Source organism: Haloferax sp. Atlit-6N, from assembly GCF_003383195.1.
GTDB lineage: Archaea > Halobacteriota > Halobacteria > Halobacteriales > Haloferacaceae > Haloferax > Haloferax gibbonsii.
On record NZ_QEQJ01000001.1, the window covers coordinates 1,729,857 to 1,748,187 of the forward strand.

The window sequence follows — 18,331 nt, forward strand, 5'->3', positions numbered from 1 at the left end:
GCCGCCCTTCGGTCGGTTTTGGTCGATTTTGCCTACTCCTCGCCGAGCAACGCCGCCCGCAACTCCGCCGGTCCGTTCACGATTTCGTCCGCCCGCGAGAGGTCGAGGTCGGCGTTCTGTTCGCCGCGGTAGGCGATGGTGTACGCGCCGGACCGCACGGCGGCCTCGATGCCGTTTATCGAGTCCTCGATGACGACGCACTCCTCGGGGGCGACGCCGAACTCGGCGGCGGCGTGCTCGTAGATGTGCGGTTCGGGCTTCCCCGGTCTGTCGATGTCGTCGGCCGAGAGCACGAGGTCGAGCGGGTCGAGGTCGAACCGCTCGCGGACGGTCGAAATCCAGGCCTGCGGGGCCGACGAGACGATGGCGACCTTCTTGCCCGCCGCGCGGAGGTCCGAAAACAGTTCCTCCGCGCCGTCCATCAGGACGACGTGCTCGCCGTAGACGCCCTCTGAGTTCTCGTGGTACGCCGCGACGAACTCGTCTTTCGTGACGGTCGTCCCGTACTCCGCGTCGAGGTAGTCGTATATCTCGCGGAAGTTCATCCCCGTTATCTCCTCGTGGTCGGGGTCGCCGGACTCGATGGCGTCGGCGAACACCCACTCGTCCTCGAAGGCGTGCCAGTACTGTTCGGAATCGACCAACACTCCGTCCATGTCGAACAGCACGACGTTCGCGTCCATGGTTCGCCCTCGGCCGCGACCGACCAAAGAGCTTCGTGCCGCGGCATGGCTGATGAACCCCCGTACGAAGGTTCAAATCGCAATTGGCGGCCATTCCGCCGCATGGATTCGATACGCGTCTTCGCCGGCGACTGCACCGTCAGCTTCGAGGGCTCCCGCGACCGCACCCAGCGCGGCCGGGTCGTCGTCGTGGCCAAACCCGACCGCACCGTCCTCGTCCACGACGCCGGGGGCTACCAACCCGTCGCGTGGCTGACCCGCGCCGACTCGCTGACCGTCGAGTCGGGGCCGGGGTCGTTCGGCCTCGTGGCCCGCGCCGGCGACCAGACCCTCACGGTCGAGTCGAACGACGTGACCGGCCGCGCCGAGTACCCCGCGAGCGACGCGGGCGTCCCGGTCGGTTCACACCCCGACACCGGCGACCCGCTCGTCAGGACTAACGGGTCCGTCGTCGCCCTCGACTCGGGGACCGAGTATCGCCTGCCGGCGGGCGCGACCGTCCTCGACGAGACGTGTGACGACTGCGGCCTGCCGCTGATGCGCGTCGAGCGCGGCGCGCCGTTCGAGGTGTGTATCGACCGCCGGTGCGACCCGCTTGACGACCATGTGAGAGACCGCTTCGACGGCGAGTGGTCCTGTCCGGACTGCGGGTCGCCGCTCCGCATCATCCGACGGGGCGGCCGGCTGCTCGCCGGCTGTGACGCCTACCCCGAGTGCGAAACGGCGTTTTCCCTCCCCGCGGGCGTCGTCGGCGACGACTGCGAGTGCGGCCTCCCGATATTCGAGACGAGTCGCGGCCGGCGGTGTCTCGACTCCACCTGCGAGGTCGCATGAGCCGACGCCCACGCGCAGGGCAGCAAGACGGGGGGCGACGACCGTGGCCCCGCCGCTGGCGACACGGCCGGCCGAGCGGTGCGCGTCCGGAACCGCGGCCGCGACGAGTCGACGCTGGCGGTCACCCCGACGCTCCCGCGGGCCGCGCCGCCGGCATCGCAGGCCCTTTGTCGTCGCCGCGCCCCGATTCGGGTATGCAAGGACGCCTCGAAGACGGCGTCGTCCACCTCCCGGGCGACGCTCGACAGCGGTTCCACGACTCGCGCGGCTACGGGAGACCCACCGGCGGCGACGACCTCGAGGTCGCGCCCGTCGAGGCCGCCCACCTGCTCTCGCGGGACGACATCGACGGCGTGGACGGGATGGGCCTGCGCGAACTCCTCGCGCGAACGGGGACCACCCTCGACTTCGTCGTCTACAAGGACCTCCGCGACCGCGGGTTCTACCTCTCGCCCGCCCGGGAGGGCTGGCCCGGCGTCGGCGACGCCGCGGGCGCGGACTTCCTCGTCTACCCCCGCGGGAAAGGTCCGTGGGACGGCGAGGTCGAACACCGGGTCCGCGTCGTCGGCGAGCGCGAGAGCATCCCCGTCTCGTCGCTCGGGGACGTGGTGCTCGCCATCGTCGACGAGGACGGCGACCTGACCTACTTCGACACCGAGGGCTACTCCCCCGAGGGCACGGCCGCGGAGGACCTCCCGGCCGACCTCGACGCGGAGCTCCTCTCGGACCGCGCGCTCGTCTGGGACGGCGTCGACCGCCTCTACCAGCGCGGCTTCTTCGGTCAGCGACTCTACGGGAGAAACGCCGACAGCGGCCCGCTCCAACTGTCGCTCCTCGAAGCCGCCTACCTCGCCCGCGCCGACGCGCTCGCCACCGACGAGGCCGACGTGGTCTCCCGCGGCCGCGACGTCGAGGGCGACCGATTCGACCGCCGGCTCGCGGTCTACGCCGCGCTCCGGGGGGCCAAGACGGTCCCCAAGAGCGGCTTCAAGTTCGGCTCGGACTTCCGCGTCTACACGGAGTTCGAGTCGGTGTCTGACCTCTCGCACTCCGAGTTCCTCGTGCGCGTGGTCGCGCCCGACCACACGTTCGTCCCGCGGGACCTCTCGCTCGACGTTCGCCTCGCCGGCGGTGTCCGCAAGCGAATGGTTTTTGCGCTGACCGACGACAACGGAGAGATAGACTGGCTTTCGGTCAGTCGGCTCACGCCATGACAGACGACGAACCCGCGGAGCGCATCCGCACCGATGGAGGCACAGCAGAGGGAGCAGATGACGTCGCCCTCGACCCGTGGGGCTCGTCGACCGTCTCCGACTACCGGAAGCTGTTCGAGGAGTTCGGCATCGAGGAGTTCGACGAGGTGCTCGACGAGGTTCCGAACCCGCACTACCTGATGCGCCGCGGGGTCATCTTCGGCCACCGCGACTACCGACCGGTCCTCGACGCCATGCGCGACGGCGACGACTTCGCCGTCCTCTCGGGCTTCATGCCGACGGGCGACCCCCACATCGGCCACAAGCTAGTCTTCGACGAGATAATCTGGCATCAAGAGCAGGGCGGCGACGCCTACGGCCTCATCGCCGACATGGAGGCGCACTCCGCCCGCGGCATCCCGTGGGACGAAATCAACGAGCACAGCCGCGACTACCTGCTGTCGCTCATCGCGCTCGGGTTCGACCCCGAGGCGGGCGAACTCTACCGACAGTCCGACAACGACCGGCTCCAGCGGCTCGCGTTCGAACTCGGCGGGAAGGCCAACTTCTCGGAGTTCCAGTCCATCTACGGCTTCGACGGCGAGACCAACGTCTCGCACATGCAGTCGGTCGTCACGCAGATGGCCGACATCCTCTACCCGCAGTTGGACGACCCCAAGCCGACGGTCATCCCGGTCGGCCCCGACCAGGACCCCCACGTCCGCTTCGCCCGCGACCTCGCCACCCGGATGCGATTCTTCAAGGTGACCGAGGCGTTCGCGAGCTTCGAACTCGACGACGCCGAGCGCCCGCTCGTCGCGGCCGCCCACGACGCCCGAGAGGCGTACGCCGAGGACGCCGACATGCCGCGGTGCGGCGAGGCGGCCGAGTGGCTCGCCGACGCCGACCTCGACGCGGCCGGCGTGCTCGTTTCCGAGTCGGTCCGCGAATCGGCGGTCGAGAAGCTCGAAAACGCCGGGATGGAACCGCTCCGCCCGCGGATTCGCTTCTTCGCCCGACAGGCGACCGACGAGGCGTTCGAGGCGCTCATCGAGGATATCGAGGGCGAAAAGCGCCGGTACGACCAGCACATCGACGCGTTCGACATGGGCGTCGACGAGGCCGAAGACCTCGCCCGCGAGGTCGAGGCCCACCACGGCGGCTACGGATTCATCCCGCCGTCCTCTATCTACCACCGTTTCATGACCGGTCTCACCGGCGGCAAGATGTCGTCGTCGATTCCGGCGAGCCACATCTCGCTTCTCGACGCGCCCGAGGAGGGCTACGACAAGGTGAAGTCGGCGACGACCGGCGGCCGCGACACCGCCGACGAACAGCGCGAACTCGGCGGCGAGGCCGACAAGTGTCCGGTGTACGAGCTGTACGCCTACCTGCTGACGGGCGACGACGACGACCTCGCCAAGGAGGTCTACGACGAGTGCGTCGGCGGCGAGCGCCTCTGCGGCGGCTGCAAGGAGCAGGCGGCGACGATGATGCGGGAGTTCCTCGAAGACCACCACGAAAAGCGCGAGGAGGCCGAGGAGGTCCTCGACTCGCTGGACATCGACTTAGAGACGGAGCGGCGAGGGGTTGCCGCCGAGCACTAGTGAGTCGGTAACGCCACCCATCGCCCACACGACCGCTCACAACCCCACTTCTTCTCCCACGCCGCGCGCGTTCGACTTCTCGTAGAGGTACTCGGCGGTCGCGGCGTCGAGCACCGCCGAGCCGACGCTCTCGACCACCAGAATCTCGTCGTCGTCGTCGCGACCGGCGTCGCCCTCGAACACCGCCGAGAGCGGAATCAGGTCGGACTCGTCGATGTCGGCCCCGCGCACGTCGCCGATGTCGGCGACTTCCTCGGGCACGTCGGCGAACACCCGCGCGGCCCGCTCGAACGTCTCGGCGTCGAGTTCCCGCATCTCGGGCGTGTAGGCCCCGACGGCGACGACGAGGCTTCCGGGTTCGAGCCGCGAGCCGTCGAAGACGGGCGTCTCGCTCGTCGTCGCGGTGACGACGACGTTCGCCCCGGAGACGGCCGCCTCGGGGGAGTCGACCGCTTCGGCGGGGAGGCCGTCCTCGCGGAGGTCGGCGGCGCACGCCTCGCGGGAGTCGCTCGGGGAGTAGACCCGGACTGACTCGACCGCGGAGCCGACGGCGACGGCGCGGCTCTGCCAGCGGGCCTGCGTGCCCGCGCCGAGGACGCCGAGTCGGACCGGTTCGGAGGCGAGGTACTCCGCGGCGAGCCCGCCGATACAGCCCGTGCGGGCGCTGGTAATCGTCGTCCCATCGAGGAGCGCGAGCGGGAGGCCGGTCGTCGCGTCGGTGAGGACGACCTGCGCGTTCACCGTCGAAAGGCCGTGCGAGACGTTCTCGGGATGGACCGACGCGAGCTTCGTCGCGTACACCTCGCGGCCGTGGATGTACGCCGGCATGGTGAGGGCGGTGCCGAGCGGGCCGTCCCGCCCTGCCGGTTCCACACCCGCGCCCGCGACACCCTCGCCGCCGGTCCCGTCCCGAACCCTGTCGATGTCGATGCCGACCGGGAAGTGCGGTCTCGGGGGCCGTTCGACCTCGCCGCGACCCTGCTTGACGAACGCCTCTTCGACGACGGGAAACAGCTCCGCGAGCGACAGTAACTCGCCGACGGCGTCGGCGGAGAGTATACGGACCATACCCGGACGACTCGTCGCGGTCGGGTGAAAACATTGCGCCTCGCTAGTGTGTGACAGACAAACTCATGTCGGTGGCGAATCAGACAGGACCATGCACGTCCTCATCGTCGGCGGCGGGGTCGTCGGACTCGCCTGCGCCCACGCGCTGGCCGACCGCGGAGCCGAGGTCACCGTCTGCGAGGCGGGGACGCTCGGCGGCGGCAGCACGGGTCGCGCGGCGGGCGGCATCCGAACGCAGTTCTCCACGCGCGTGAACGTCGAACTCTCGCTCGCCAGCGTCCCCGTCTGGGAGTCCTTCGCGGACGACTTCGGCGTCGACATCGACTACCGTCGGTCGGGCTACCTCTTTCTGGCCCGGACCGAGGAGACCGCCGCGGCGTTCCGGGAGAACGTCGCCATGCAGACCGACGCGGGCGCGCCGAGTCGCGTCCTCTCGCCCGAGGAGGCCGCCGAGTACCTCCCGGAGCTCCGGGCCGAGTCGTTCGTCGCGGCGACCTTCTCGGCCGCCGACGGCGTCGCCGACCCGCACTCCGCGGTTCAGGGCTACTCGGACGCGGTCCGCGCCGCCGGCGTCGACGTTCGGACGAAGACGCCCGTGACCGACCTCGCTCGCGTCGGCGGCTGGCGGGCCGAGACGCCGGACGGACCCATCGACGCCGACGCCGTGGTCGTCGCCGCGGGCGCGTGGTCCGGTCGGGTCGCGGCGCTCGCGGGCGTCGACCTCCCACTCGCACCGCGCCGCCGACAGATAGCCGTCGTGGAGCCCGAGGGCGACCTTCCGGCGGACGCCCCGCTCACCATCGACCTCGACACGGGTGCGTACTTCCGGCCGGAGCGGGAGGGGACCGCCATCGTCGGCGGCCACTTCTCGGCGTCGGACCCCGACGTGGACCCGGACCGGTTCGACGAGTCGATGGATATCGAGTGGGCCGTGGAGGCGACGGAGCGGGCCGACGACGCCGCGGCCTACTTCGGTCCGGAGACGCGGATTCGAAACGGCTGGGCCGGACTGTACGCCGTGACGCCGGACCACCACGCGGTTCTGGACGAGGTCGAACCCGGTCTCGTCGTCGCCGCGGGCTTTTCGGGCCACGGATTCCAGCACGCGCCCGCCACGGGCGAGGCCGTCGCCGACCTGTGTCTCGGCGAGGACGCCTGCGGGGTGGACGTGTCGGCGCTGTCGCTCGACCGGTTCGAGTCGGGCGAGACGCTCCGCGAGCGGAACGTGGCGTGAGAGAAATCGAACGCTCGGCTCAGGCGCTCATATCGACGACGGCGCGGAGTTCGCCGAGGACGCGAACGGGGTCGGCGACGTCGCGCGACGCGAGGACGCGAAAGCCGGTGTCGCCCTCGTCTTCGACGACGCGGTAGGTCCGTTCGCCGTCGTCGAACTCGTAGGGCGGCGAGGCCCGGACGAGGACGGCCTCGACGTCGTCTCTGTCGTCCGGTCGGTTCGGGGGTTTGACGATGAGCGACGCCTCGTGGCCGAGGCGAATCGCCGAGAGGGTCGTGTCCAGGTCTCGCATTCGTCTTCGCCGTCTCTCCGTCGGCCGGTACCAAGAACGTATCTGCGTTCGGACTGGCTCGGGACGGACGCGCAACGCTTTTACTCGGCACTCACAATCGGTCGCATATGGTATCCGAACCCAAACGCGGGACGCGAGCGAGCGAACCGACCACCGACGGGTTCGGATTTTTCTTCCTGACCGCCTGAGGTCGGCGGACTCCGTGCGGGCGTCATCGCGCCCGCCGGACGAAACCGACCCCGCCGGTCAGCCCCGCCAGCGCGGCGAGGCTTCGAAACTGCTAACCGACCACCAGACGGCTAACGCCACAACGAACCAGATGCGACTTCCGGAATCACAGGTCGCGGTGTTGAACGCCGCGAGCGCCACCGACGAACGAACGATTGCACAGCTCGCGGAGGCGACGGACCAGAAGCCCGAGACGGTGACGGGCGCGGTCTTCGACCTCCGCGACGAGGGACTCGTCTCGGTCACCGAGACCACGGCGGAGTCCGTCGAACTGACCGACGAGGGCGTCCAGTACGCCGAGGAGGACCTTCCCGAGGTCCGGCTCTACCGCGCCGCGCTCGACGTGGGCGACGGCGACGCGGTCCCGATGGGGCAGGTCATCGGCGCGTCCTCCCTCGGCGGCCCGCAGGTCGACATCGCGCTGTCGAACTTCGCGCGCAAGGGCTACGGGACCATCGATTCGGGCGAACTCGCGCCCGACGCGGACGCCGACCCCGACGCCGACGAGGAGGCCGCCGCGCTCGCGGCCCTCGCCGCGGGCGAGTCCGTCGACGCCGACGTGCTCGACCAGCTCGAATCGCGACAGCTCGTGGTCCGCCACGAGCGCACCATCCGCGCCGTCACCCTCACAGACGAGGGCGTCACGGCGCTGATGGAGGGCGTCGAGGCCGCGGAGACGGTCGACCGCCTCACGCCCGAACTGCTCACCTCCGGCGAGTGGGAAGACGTGGAGTTCACGGAGTACAACGTCGAGGCCGACGCGCCCGAGGCCCGCGGCGGTAAGAAGCACATCCTCCGGCAGACCGCCGACCGCGTGAAGGACGTGCTCACCGGCATGGGCTTCGCCGAGATGGAAGGCCCGCACGCCGACGCGGACTTCTGGATTAACGACTGTCTGTTCATGCCGCAGGACCACCCGGCGCGCACCCACTGGGACCGCTTCGCCCTCGACGTGCCGCCGATGGAGGACATCCCCGAGGACCTCATCGACCGCGTCCGCGACGCCCACCTCAACGGCGTCGGCGAGGACGGCGACGGCTACCACTCGCCGTGGTCCGAGGACTTCGCGCGGGCCATCGCGCTCCGCGGCCACACCACGTCGCTGTCGATGCGCTACCTCTCGGGCCACGAGGTCGGCGAGTTAGAGCCGCCGCAGCGGTACTTCTCGGTCGAGAAGGTGTACCGCAACGACACGCTCGACCCGACGCACCTGCTGGAGTTCTACCAGATAGAGGGCTGGGTGATGGCCGAGGACCTCTCGGTGCGCGACCTGATGGGCACCTTCGAGGAGTTCTACTCCCACTTCGGCATCACGGACATCCAGTTCAAGCCGCACTACAACCCCTACACGGAACCGTCGTTCGAGCTGTTCGGCCGACACCCCGAGACGGGCGAGCTCATCGAAATCGGTAACTCCGGCATGTTCCGCGAGGAAGTGCTTCGCCCGCTCGGCGTCGAGTGCGATGTGATGGCGTGGGGCCTCGCTCTGGAGCGTCTCCTGATGCTCATGTACGGCTTCGACGACATCCGCGACGTGCACGGAACGCTGTGCGACCTCGACCTGCTCCGCGAGACGGAGGTGCTCAAGTAATGCCCGTAGTCGACGTTCAACCCGACGAACTGCGCCGCCTGACCGGCCACGAAGACAAGTCCGACGAGGAGTTCAAAGACGACCTGTTCGCGCTCGGACTGGAGTTCGAGGGCGTCACCGACGACGGGGCGTTCCAACTGGAGTTCGGTCCCGACCGCCTCGACCGCCTGTCGGTCGAAGGCGTCGCCCGCTCGCTTCGCTACCAGTACGGCGACGCCCGCGGCGTCTCGGTGCCGAACACGAACGACCCCGACTGGACCTTCGTCGTCGACGACGACGTCCCCGAGGAGCGACCCTACGTCACGGGCGCGGTCGTCCGCGGGGTCGACCTGGACGACGCGGCGCTCGACTCGCTCATCCAGTTGCAGGAGAAACTCCACGCGACGATGGGCCGCAAGCGCGCCAAGGGAGCCATCGGCATCCACGACCTGACGATGCTGAAAGGCGACGTGCTCTCGGAGAACGCCTCCGGCAACTCCATCACGTACACGGGTATCGAACCCGACGGCGACACCTTCGTCGCGCTCGACTCGAACGACGAACTCACGCCCGCCGAGGTGCTCGAACAGCACGACACCGGGCGGAAGTACGCCGACCTCGTGAGCGAGTACGACCGCTATCCGGCCATCTACGACGAAATCGGTCTGTTCTCGTTCCCGCCGGTCATCAACGGCCGCCGGACCGAGGTCTCGACGGACTCCCGCGACCTGCTCGTCGAACTCACCGGCACCGACCAGTGGACCATCGACCGGATGTGCAACATCATCTGCTACGCGCTGGCCGCCCGCGGGGCGACCATCGAGGACGTCGAGGTGCAGTACGGGGGTGGAACCGTCGTCAAGCCCGACTTCGAAGTCGAGACGAAACACGTCTCCCACGACCGCATCGAGACGGTTCTCGGCGTCGAGTTGGAGATGGACGAGGTCATCGACCTGTTCGAGCGCTCCGGGCTGGACGCGGACGCCGAGTTAGGTGAGGAGACCGTCTACGAGGTCTCTATCCCGCCGTACCGCGTGGACGTGCTCCACCCGCTCGACCTCGTCGACGACGTGGGTCGCGCCTACGGCTTCAACGAACTCGAACCGCGCTACCCCGACGTGGGGACGGTCGGCCAGCGCCACGAGCGCTCCCGACTCGAAGACGCCGTCCGCACCTCGCTCGTCGGCCTCGGCTTCGAGGACCTGCTCAACTTCCACATGATTTCGGAGGAGGAGAACTACGAGCGCATGGACGTCGAGGTCGGCTCCGAGTATCTCGGCGGCGGCGAACCGGCCTCCATCACCGAGCCGTACAGCGAGGACTACACCATGCTCCGGACGTGGGTGCTGCCCTCGCTGACGATGGTGCTGGAGAACAACACCCACCGGGCGTACCCGCAGGACCTCGCGGAAATCGGCCACGTGGCCCACCGCGACGACGGCGAGAACACCCGCGTCGCCGAGGCCCGGCACGTCGCGGCCGTCCTCGCCCGCCACGATGCGACCTACGAGGACGCGAAGGCTCGCCTCGCGGCGCTCTGCCGCGATTACGACGCGGAACTGGAGACGCCCGCGACCGAGCATCCGTCGTTCATCGACGGCCGCACCGCCGCGGTCGTCATCGACGGCGAGGAAGTCGGCGTCGTCGGCGAACTCCACCCGAAAGTCATCGTCGACCACGACCTCGAACTGCCGGTCGCGGCGTTCGAGTTCGACCTGTCGGCGCTGGCGTAGGAGTTTCGGCGGTCGTTTTTGGTCCAGATTTTTGCGTGACGAGCGGAGCGAGTCGCGGAAAACGGTGGGAGCTTCGACCTGTTGGCGTTGGTACAGGTGGCCGGGAATATTTTTGAGGGTCTACGAACCGAAATCGGATAACTTGAGGTAATTTAACGACGCCAGTAATTCTTTTCGTGCATTTGGTCAGAACGCGATAGAAACCTTTAGGACGCGAGTCGTCGCCTTTCCTGTATGAACGATAATGATGTACGCCGCGAGACGCTGGCGGTGACCCACGGCGAGCGCGGGCAGACCCCGGCCCCTGGCGTCGAGGACGTCGTCGTTCCGGTCCATCTCTCGTCGACCTACGCGGTGCCGACCATCGACCCCGACGCGGACCTGGAGACGCTCGACCCCGACGCGGGCGAGTACCTCTACTCGCGGCTGTCGAACCCGACGCGGAACGCGCTGGAACACCGGCTCGCGGCGCTCGAAGGTGCCGACCACGCGCTGGCGTTCGTCTCCGGCACGGCGGCCATCGCCGCGACGATGACCGCGGTGGTCCGGCCGGGCGACCACATCGTCGCGTTCGAGGACCTCTACGGCGGGACGAAGACGATGCTCAACCGGCTGTTCGCCGACCGGCTGAACGTGGACGTGTCGTTCGTCGACGCCACCGACCCGGAGAACGTCGCGGCCGCGATGCGCGAGGAGACGGCGCTCGTCTGGATGGAGACGCCGACGAACCCGCTCATGCACCTCTGCGACATCGAGGCCATCGCGGCCATCGCCGACGAGGGCGACGCGGTGTTCGGGGTGGACAACACCTTCCTCAGCCCGCAGTTCCAGAATCCGCTTTCGCTCGGGGCCGACGTGGTCGTCCACAGCACCACGAAGTACCTCAACGGTCACTCCGACTCCATCGGCGGCGCGGTCGTCACCGACCGCGAGGACGTACTGGAGGAGATTACCTTCCTCCAGCGCGTCGGGATGGGGTCGATGTTCTCGCCGTTCGACTCCTACCTGACGCTCCGGGGAATCAAGACGCTCCCGCTGCGGATGCGCCAGCACGAGGCCAACGCGATGGAAATCGCCGAGTTCCTCGAATCCCACGAGGCCGTGACGCGAGTGCTGTACCCGGGGCTGGAGTCCCATCCGCAACACGACCTCGCGGCGCGCCAGCAGTCGGGCTTCGGCGGGGTGCTGTCGTTCGAACTCGACACCGACCTCGACGGGACCGCCGAATTCCTCGGCGAACTCCGGGAGTTCCCGCTGGCGGTGAGTCTCGGCGGCGTCGAGAGTCTCATCGAGCACCCGGCGACGATGACCCACTCGCCGCTCTCGCAGACCGAACGCGACGCGCTCGGCATCTCCGATTCGTTGCTTCGGATGTCCGTGGGCGTCGAGCACGTCGACGACCTTCGTTCGGACCTCGAATCGGCGCTTTCGGTCCTGTAGGTAGTCACCGCTCTCGCGCCCGAATTCCGTTCCCTCGGGCACTTAACCGAGGCGTTTAACAGTCCGCCCGGCTGTAGGTACGCCAACGCAATGCCGAGCGGAGAATACGATCCGGAAACCGTCGAGGCGAAGTGGCAAGAGAGGTGGGTCGACGAAGACCTGTACGCGTACCCGGAGCGTGCGGTAGACCCCGACACCGTCTTCTCTATCGACTCACCGCCGCCGACGGTGTCCGGGAGCCTCCACTGGGGCCACGTCTACGGCTTCACCCTCCAGGACTTCGTCGCCCGGTTCAACCGGATGCGTGGCGACGAGGTGTACTTCCCGTTCGGTTACGACGACAACGGCATCGCGTCGGAGCTCCTGACCGAGGATGAACTCGGAATCAAACACCAGGACTACGAGCGACGCGAGTTCCAGAAGCTCTGCCGCGAGGTCACGGCGGAGTACGAAGGGGAGTTCACGGAGAAGATGCAGAACCTCGGCATCTCCATCGACTGGGACCAGACGTACCAGACGATTTCGCCCGAGGTCCAGCGCGTCTCCCAGCTCTCTTTCGTCGACCTCTACGACAAGGGTCGGCAGTACCGCCAGCGCGCCCCCGCCATCTGGTGTCCCGAGTGCGAGACCGCAATCTCGCAGGTCGAGACCGAAGACGACGAGCAGGGCTCGCACTTCCACGACATCGAGTTCGGCGTGGCCGATTCCGAGGAGTCGTTCGTCATCTCCACGACGCGACCCGAACTGCTCCCCGCCTGCGTCGCCGTCTTCGTCCATCCCGACGACGACGACAACGAGCACCTCGTCGGGCAGGAAGCGGAGGTTCCGCTGTTCGGACAGCGGGTTCCCATCCTCGAAGACGAGCGCGTCGACCTGGAGACCGGCACGGGTCTCGTCATGTGCTGTACCTTCGGCGACCAGACCGACATCGAGTGGTATCAGGCCCACGACCTGCCGCTCCGCGTCGCCATCGACGAGTCCGGCACGATGACCGAGGAGGCCGACGAGTACGCCGGTCTCTCCGCCGACGAGGCGCGGGAGGCCATCGTCGCCGACCTCGACGACGCCGGGGCGCTCCTCGACAAGCGCGCCATCACGCACACGGTCAACGTCCACGAGCGGTGTGGCACGAGCGTCGAGTTCCTCGTCAAGGACCAGTGGTACATCAAACTGCTCGACAAGCGCGAGGAGTACCTCGAAGCCGGCGAGCAGATGGACTGGTACCCCGAGAAGATGTTCACGCGGTACAAGAACTGGATTGAGGGTCTCCAGTGGGACTGGGCCATCTCGCGGCAGCGCTCCTCGGGGATTCCGTTCCCCGTCTGGTACTGCGAGGACTGCGAGCACGTGGTCGTCGCCGACCGCGAGGACCTGCCGGTCGACCCGCTCTCGGACGACCCGCCGGTCGATGCCTGTCCCGAGTGCGGCCACGACGAGTTCGCCGCCGAGGACGACGTGTTCGACACGTGGGCGACCTCGTCGCTCACGCCCCTCATCAACGGCGGCTGGGACTGGAATCCAGAGACGGAGGCGATGGAACTCGAACGGCCCGAACTCTACCCGTTCGACATGCGCCCGCAGGGCCACGACATCATCTCCTTTTGGCTGTTCCACACGGTCGTCAAGTGCTACGAGCACACCGGCGAGGTCCCGTTCGACAGCGTCATGATAAACGGGATGGTCCTCGACGAGAACCGCGAGAAGATGTCGAAGTCCGTCGGTAACGTCGTCTCGCCCGACGAGGTCTTAGAGAAGTTCCCGGTCGACGCCGCCCGCTACTGGGCCGCCGGGAGCGCCGTCGGCGACGACCTGCCGTACCAGGAGAAGGGCCTCGTCGCGGGCGAGAAACTCATGCGGAAGCTCTGGAACGCCTCGAAGCTCGTCGAGAGCCTCACCGAGGACGCGCCCGCCGAGTTCGACCACGACGACCTGAAGGCCATCGACCGCTGGCTTCTGGCCTCGCTCGACCGCGAACTCGAGTTCGTCACGGAGAAACTGGAGAACCGCGAGTTCTCGAAGGCGCGCGACCGCCTGCGTAGTTTCTTCTGGCACACGTTCTGCGACGACTACCTCGAAATCGCCAAACAGCGCGTCCGCGAGGGCGACGACCCCTCGGCGGCGTACACGCTCCAGACCGCTCACAAGCGGTTCCTGACCTGCTTCGCGCCCATCCTCGCACACGTCACGGAGGAACTCTGGCGCGACATGTACGACGAAACGAGCGTCCACGACCAGTCGTGGCCCGAACCGCTCGGACTCGACGCCGACGTCGCGGCCGGCGAAACCGCGATGGCCGTCGTCGGCGCGCTCCGCAAGTACAAAAGCGACAACCAGCTCTCGATGAACGCCCCCGTCGACCTCGTGCAGGTGTACGGCGACATCCACGGCTTCGAGGAGGACGTGAGCGGCGTCATGCACATCGAGGCGCTCGAACTGCTCGACGAGGAGCCCGAAATCGAGTCGGTCGTGACCGGCGTCGACCTCGACTACTCGCTCGTCGGCCCCGAGTACGGCGCGCAGGTCCCGGACATCGAGGCCGCCCTCGAAAGCGACGACTACGAGGTCGAAGACGGCGTCATGCACGTCGCGGGTGTCGAACTCGACCCCGAGATGTTCACCATCGAGGAGTCCCGCGAGTACGTCGGCGAAGGCGACATGCTCGAAGCCGGCGACGCCATCGTCATCGTCCAGCACGCCGACTGAGACGGCCACTCGGTCGTTTCCGTCCGCGTTCTTTTCCCGGTATTCGGTCGCTTAGCGGGCGGCCCGTCAGTCGTCGCCGCTCGGCACCGTCGTCTCGACCTCTGTCTCCGGCCCAGTCTCAGTCTCATCTACGTCGCCGAAGGCGTCCAGCACCGCCGCCGCGTCTTCGACGTGGGGAATCGTCATCGGATGATTCGCGTTCGCGTCGTCGGTGCGAGCCTCCTCGGGGTCGGGGACGGTGAGTCCCACGTCGGGACTCGTGTCCACACCCGTCTCGAAGCGTATCGTCTCCGTGCCGAACAGGCGGTCGACGGCGTCGGTGGACACGCTGACGTCGGTGACCGCGTCGCGTTCGAGGCGTGCTTGCGGCTCGTCCAACAGCGCGTCGTGGGCGACGAGCACGTCCCCGTAGCACCGGAACTCGACGGGTCCGTAGGCGAGGTAGCGTGAGGTCCCTCGGATAGTCCCGAACGCGGCGGCGAGGGCGAGCGGCGCGAGCGCGAACGTCCACGCGCCGAAGAAGACGAGCGCGGCGGCGACGCCGTAGCACCACAGCACGCCGCTGGTGACCGTGTACCGGAGGCTTTGGGAGACCGCGTCGGTGAGGGCGACCGAACGGGCGGGCGTGGTTCGATAGGTCGGCGCTCCTGCAGGCACCTCCACCGGGATCGGTTCGATTTCGGTCTCCTCGCTCCCGTAGAGTCGGTAGAAGACGCCCCGCGTTTCGCTCCGTTCGAGTTGGAGCGCGCGGAGGTCGTAGAGGAACTTCAGGCCGACGAGGATCACGAGGAACACGTCGTTTTCGAGTTCGATCGCGAACGGTCCGAAGACGAACAACAGCAGTCCGACGGCGAACAGGAGTTTGAACGGGGGGAGCAACACCGACCGCGCGGAGTGGTCGCGGTAGCCGCCCGCCGCGAAGTAGCCGGTGACCGTTTCGACGCCCCGCCCGACGAACACGCTCACGCCGCCCAGAAGGATTTGTCCGGCGACCACGTCGGTGACGACCGGGTCGGTCAGGCCGAAGGCGACGAAGGCGACGGCGAGTTCGAGCGGGACGAGCAGGAACGCCGCGATGAGGAGCGTCGGAACGTTCCGCGGGTAGATCCGCGGGAGGGACCGGGGCAGCGAGACCCCCCCTCGCTTGGCTTGCAACGGGCCGAACAGTCGGTCCCCGTCGCCGATGGCGTTGTTGGGGCGCTTCGCTGCGAAGGGTATCTTCACGAGCGTCCAGCACAGCACGGCGGCGATTTCGGCGACGAACACGCCGAAGAGCACGGTCGGAGACCAGTCGAGGAACAGGACGCCGACGGGCGCGACGGCGTTCGAGGCGAGGACCGCCAGCACGCCGGAGTCACGAGGTGAGGGAGGGCGCACGACTTTTCAACCGGATGGGAAGAAAATCAGTCTTCGGTTCGCTATCAGCGCGCAGGTCCTCGGTCGTTGCGGCCGCGGTCGGCGAGATTTCGGGCCGCTACAGTCCCGACCCGACGGCGTCGGCCACGTCGTCGAAGCCGTCGCGGTTGAGCAGGTCGAGGAGGCCGCGGTTGATGTCGCGGGCGATAGACGGTCCCTCGTAGACCATGCCCGTGTAGAGTTGGACCATCTCGGCCCCGGCGCGAATCTTTCTGTAGGCGCTTTCGGCGTCCGAGACGCCGCCGACGCCGACGATGGGCACGTCGGTCCGCTCGGCGATGAAGCGAATCATGTTCGTGGCCTCGGCCTCGATCGGCTTCCCGGAGAGACCGCCGCGTTCTGCCCGGTTTGGGTTCCGCAGGGTGTCGGGCCGAGAGGTGGTCGTGTTGCTGGCGATGACGCCGTCGAGACCGAGTTCGTCGACGACTTCGAGCGCGTCCTCCACGGCGGGGTCCGGGAGGTCGGGCGAGAGTTTCACGAGAAGCGGGTCGGCGCCGGCGTCGACGAGCGTCCCGAGAATCGCTTCGAGCGAGTCGCGGTTCTGCAGGTCGCGGAAGCCCTCGCTGTTGGGACACGAGACGTTGACGACGAAGTAGTCCGCGCCGTCGGCGACGCGCTCGTAGGTGTAGCGGTAGTCGTCGGGGGCCTCCTCTGTGGGCGTTACCTCCGAGAGCGCGAGGTTGACGCCGACGGGGATGTCCGGGAGGGGTCCGGCGGCGAGGCGCTCTCCGACCGCGTCCGCGCCCTCGTTGTTGAGGCCCATGCGGTTGATGAGCGCCTCGTCTTCGGGGAGGCGGAACATCCGGGGGCGCGGGTTTCCGGGCTGGGGCTCCGCGGTGACGCCGCCGACTTCCACGTGGCCGAAGCCGAGCGCCGAAAGAACGGTGGGTATCTCGGCGTTCTTGTCGAACCCGGCCGCGACGCCGACCGGGTTCGGGAAGTCGAGGCCGAACGCGTTCGTCGCGAGTCGGGAGTCGTCGACTCGGTAGCGCCGCTCTAAGAGCGGTTCGACCGGAGTGCCGCGAGCGGTCGCGAGCAGTCCGTGGATGGTCCGGTGGGCGGTCTCCGGTGGAAACGAAAAGAGGAGTGGTTTGGCGAGGTGATAGGGGTTCATTGCTGTCTGTCGTGCCTTCCGCTGGTGACGGGTCGGTTCGAGACGATACGTATCACGCGCTCAGAAGTCGTGTTCGACCTGGTCTGGGTCCGCTTTTTGGATGATGATTTTACCGTCCCGAACGCGGACGAACACCTCGTCGCCGATCTCCATTCCGGCGACCGCGAGTTCGTCTTCGTGGAGGTTGACATGGACGTTGTGGTACTCGCCGTTCTCGTCTTTGGCGCCACTCGGACTGAGCTTCTTTTTCCGGACCATCTGGGGGTCTATCCGTTGGTTCGCCGCAGGGGATACATAAGTGTTGTCTCCGTCCTCCCGGAGAGTGGTGATTTTCGCCGGAACCCGACCGTCTCGCAGCGAAGTCCGTCGCATCGTCGGCGAGGTGAGTCGGCGCGTCGAACCGGTCGAGTATATAAGTAACACGGCGTCGTCGGTCGAAATTCGTCGATATATTTATCATGTGCCATGTGGTTCATTGGCATAGAGGTGGAAAATCATGGTACGCGAGGACGGTAAGCGGAACTTCGTGCTCCGAGAGGAGGACGGTACAGAGACGAGCGTGTTTTCGGGCAGCATGCCGAGGCAAGCGGCGCTCAAGGCGGCCCGACGACTCGACCCCGCCGGGTCCGAAGACGACGCGAAGTCGGACGCGGTCGAGATTCGACTCCGGGAGAAGGGGACTGACAAGGTCCACATCTTCGACGCGTGGGCGTGGAACAGCAGCGCCCCGGAGGACAAGCCCGGCTGGATGGAGGGGAAGATTACCAAAGGAAACGTTTCCAAGAAGGGAATCGAGCACCTCGACGAGTAGCGCGACCGACGTTCACATTCTTATCGTGCGCACGCACGTGTAGCACCCCGAGTCGTAGTGCAGTCGATACGCCTTTCAAACAGCGCCGCCAGCGTCTGCTTGCGCGACCGACACCCGGTCAGACCGAACGTACGACGCGGGGGATGACCGACCGGCCTCCAGTCGCGCGATATCTACGTCCTCGAGAGTTATCCGTGTCTCCGAGAGTCTATCATTATTTTATGAATAATCCCGCCATGAAACCGCATGACGAAGCGCCATCGGTTCGACGGCCTTTTATGTATCCCCGGCATTCGGATTAATGCGAAGAAGCGCACGGGGGCACTCCCCCCGAAGGCTTCCACCGAACGCCCCGACCCCAAGGTCGTCAGGCGCCCACCGGGATGACACACCTTCCCGGGGGTC

General features: G+C 67.5%; 15 protein-coding genes. 9 read left to right on the forward strand and 6 right to left on the reverse strand.

Annotation, left to right across the window (positions count from 1 at the left end):
* Positions 1 to 32 precede the first annotated feature (32 nt).
* The gene (locus DEQ92_RS09000; RefSeq protein WP_004974198.1) at positions 33 to 683 is read right to left on the reverse strand and encodes an HAD family phosphatase; all 651 of its coding nucleotides are present in this window, start codon (positions 681 to 683) and stop codon (positions 33 to 35) included.
* A 102-nt stretch (positions 684 to 785) separates the two neighbouring features.
* Between DEQ92_RS09000 and DEQ92_RS09005 the strand changes: the two genes are divergently transcribed.
* The 3 genes from DEQ92_RS09005 (at position 786) to DEQ92_RS09015 (ending at position 4,317) form a co-directional block, all read left to right on the forward strand.
* Entirely contained in the window at positions 786 to 1,517 is a 732-nt protein-coding gene (locus DEQ92_RS09005) for an Sjogren's syndrome/scleroderma autoantigen 1 family protein (RefSeq protein ID WP_050459847.1), read from the forward strand.
* 194 nt (positions 1,518 to 1,711) lie between these two features.
* Entirely contained in the window at positions 1,712 to 2,731 is a 1,020-nt protein-coding gene (gene endA, locus DEQ92_RS09010) for a tRNA-intron lyase (RefSeq protein WP_004974201.1), read from the forward strand.
* Entirely contained in the window at positions 2,728 to 4,317 is a 1,590-nt protein-coding gene (locus tag DEQ92_RS09015; RefSeq protein WP_004974203.1) for a tryptophan--tRNA ligase, read from the forward strand. The genes endA and DEQ92_RS09015 overlap by 4 nt, the downstream gene beginning before the upstream one ends.
* Positions 4,318 to 4,353: 36 nt before the next feature.
* Here the strand turns inward: DEQ92_RS09015 and DEQ92_RS09020 are convergent, their stop codons facing one another.
* The gene (locus DEQ92_RS09020) at positions 4,354 to 5,385 is read right to left on the reverse strand and encodes an ornithine cyclodeaminase family protein (RefSeq protein ID WP_115804336.1); all 1,032 of its coding nucleotides are present in this window, start codon (positions 5,383 to 5,385) and stop codon (positions 4,354 to 4,356) included.
* Between the two features lie 91 nt (positions 5,386 to 5,476).
* On the opposite strand from DEQ92_RS09020, the gene DEQ92_RS09025 reads away from it, so the two are divergent.
* On the forward strand, positions 5,477 to 6,619 hold the full coding sequence (locus tag DEQ92_RS09025; protein WP_050459844.1) for an FAD-binding oxidoreductase: 1,143 nt from the start codon (positions 5,477 to 5,479) through the stop codon (positions 6,617 to 6,619).
* A 19-nt stretch (positions 6,620 to 6,638) separates the two neighbouring features.
* On the opposite strand, the gene DEQ92_RS09030 is transcribed toward DEQ92_RS09025, so the two are convergent.
* Entirely contained in the window at positions 6,639 to 6,911 is a 273-nt protein-coding gene (locus DEQ92_RS09030; protein WP_004974211.1) for a hypothetical protein, read from the reverse strand.
* A 319-nt stretch (positions 6,912 to 7,230) separates the two neighbouring features.
* On the opposite strand from DEQ92_RS09030, the gene DEQ92_RS09035 reads away from it, so the two are divergent.
* From DEQ92_RS09035 to DEQ92_RS09050, 4 genes are all read left to right on the forward strand, one after another.
* Entirely contained in the window at positions 7,231 to 8,730 is a 1,500-nt protein-coding gene (locus tag DEQ92_RS09035; RefSeq protein WP_004974214.1) for a phenylalanine--tRNA ligase subunit alpha, read from the forward strand.
* Positions 8,730 to 10,442, forward strand: a complete 1,713-nt coding sequence (pheT, locus tag DEQ92_RS09040; RefSeq protein WP_004974215.1) for a phenylalanine--tRNA ligase subunit beta — start codon at positions 8,730 to 8,732, stop codon at positions 10,440 to 10,442. Before DEQ92_RS09035 ends, pheT begins: the two co-directional genes overlap by 1 nt.
* Positions 10,443 to 10,676: 234 nt before the next feature.
* Positions 10,677 to 11,882 carry a PLP-dependent aspartate aminotransferase family protein gene (locus DEQ92_RS09045; RefSeq protein ID WP_115820662.1) on the forward strand — a complete coding sequence of 402 codons (1,206 nt, stop codon included), beginning with the start codon at positions 10,677 to 10,679 and terminating at the stop codon, positions 11,880 to 11,882.
* A 90-nt stretch (positions 11,883 to 11,972) separates the two neighbouring features.
* Positions 11,973 to 14,585 carry a valine--tRNA ligase gene (locus tag DEQ92_RS09050; RefSeq protein ID WP_115804335.1) on the forward strand — a complete coding sequence of 871 codons (2,613 nt, stop codon included), beginning with the start codon at positions 11,973 to 11,975 and terminating at the stop codon, positions 14,583 to 14,585.
* Positions 14,586 to 14,651: 66 nt separating this feature from the next.
* On the opposite strand, the gene DEQ92_RS09055 is transcribed toward DEQ92_RS09050, so the two are convergent.
* From DEQ92_RS09055 to DEQ92_RS09065, 3 genes are all read right to left on the reverse strand, one after another.
* Complete coding sequence (locus tag DEQ92_RS09055) at positions 14,652 to 15,962, reverse strand: DUF6498-containing protein (protein ID WP_255564052.1); 1,311 nt, start codon at positions 15,960 to 15,962, stop codon at positions 14,652 to 14,654.
* A gap of 97 nt (positions 15,963 to 16,059) precedes the next feature.
* Positions 16,060 to 17,115, reverse strand: a complete 1,056-nt coding sequence (locus DEQ92_RS09060; protein ID WP_115820663.1) for a quinone-dependent dihydroorotate dehydrogenase — start codon at positions 17,113 to 17,115, stop codon at positions 16,060 to 16,062.
* A gap of 60 nt (positions 17,116 to 17,175) precedes the next feature.
* Positions 17,176 to 17,373, reverse strand: a complete 198-nt coding sequence (locus DEQ92_RS09065) for a hypothetical protein (protein WP_004044784.1) — start codon at positions 17,371 to 17,373, stop codon at positions 17,176 to 17,178.
* A 238-nt stretch (positions 17,374 to 17,611) separates the two neighbouring features.
* Here DEQ92_RS09065 and DEQ92_RS09070 point away from each other — a divergent pair, with 238 nt between their 5' ends.
* Positions 17,612 to 17,926 carry a non-histone chromosomal MC1 family protein gene (locus DEQ92_RS09070; RefSeq protein WP_004044781.1) on the forward strand — a complete coding sequence of 105 codons (315 nt, stop codon included), beginning with the start codon at positions 17,612 to 17,614 and terminating at the stop codon, positions 17,924 to 17,926.
* The last annotated feature ends 405 nt before the right edge of the window (positions 17,927 to 18,331 follow it).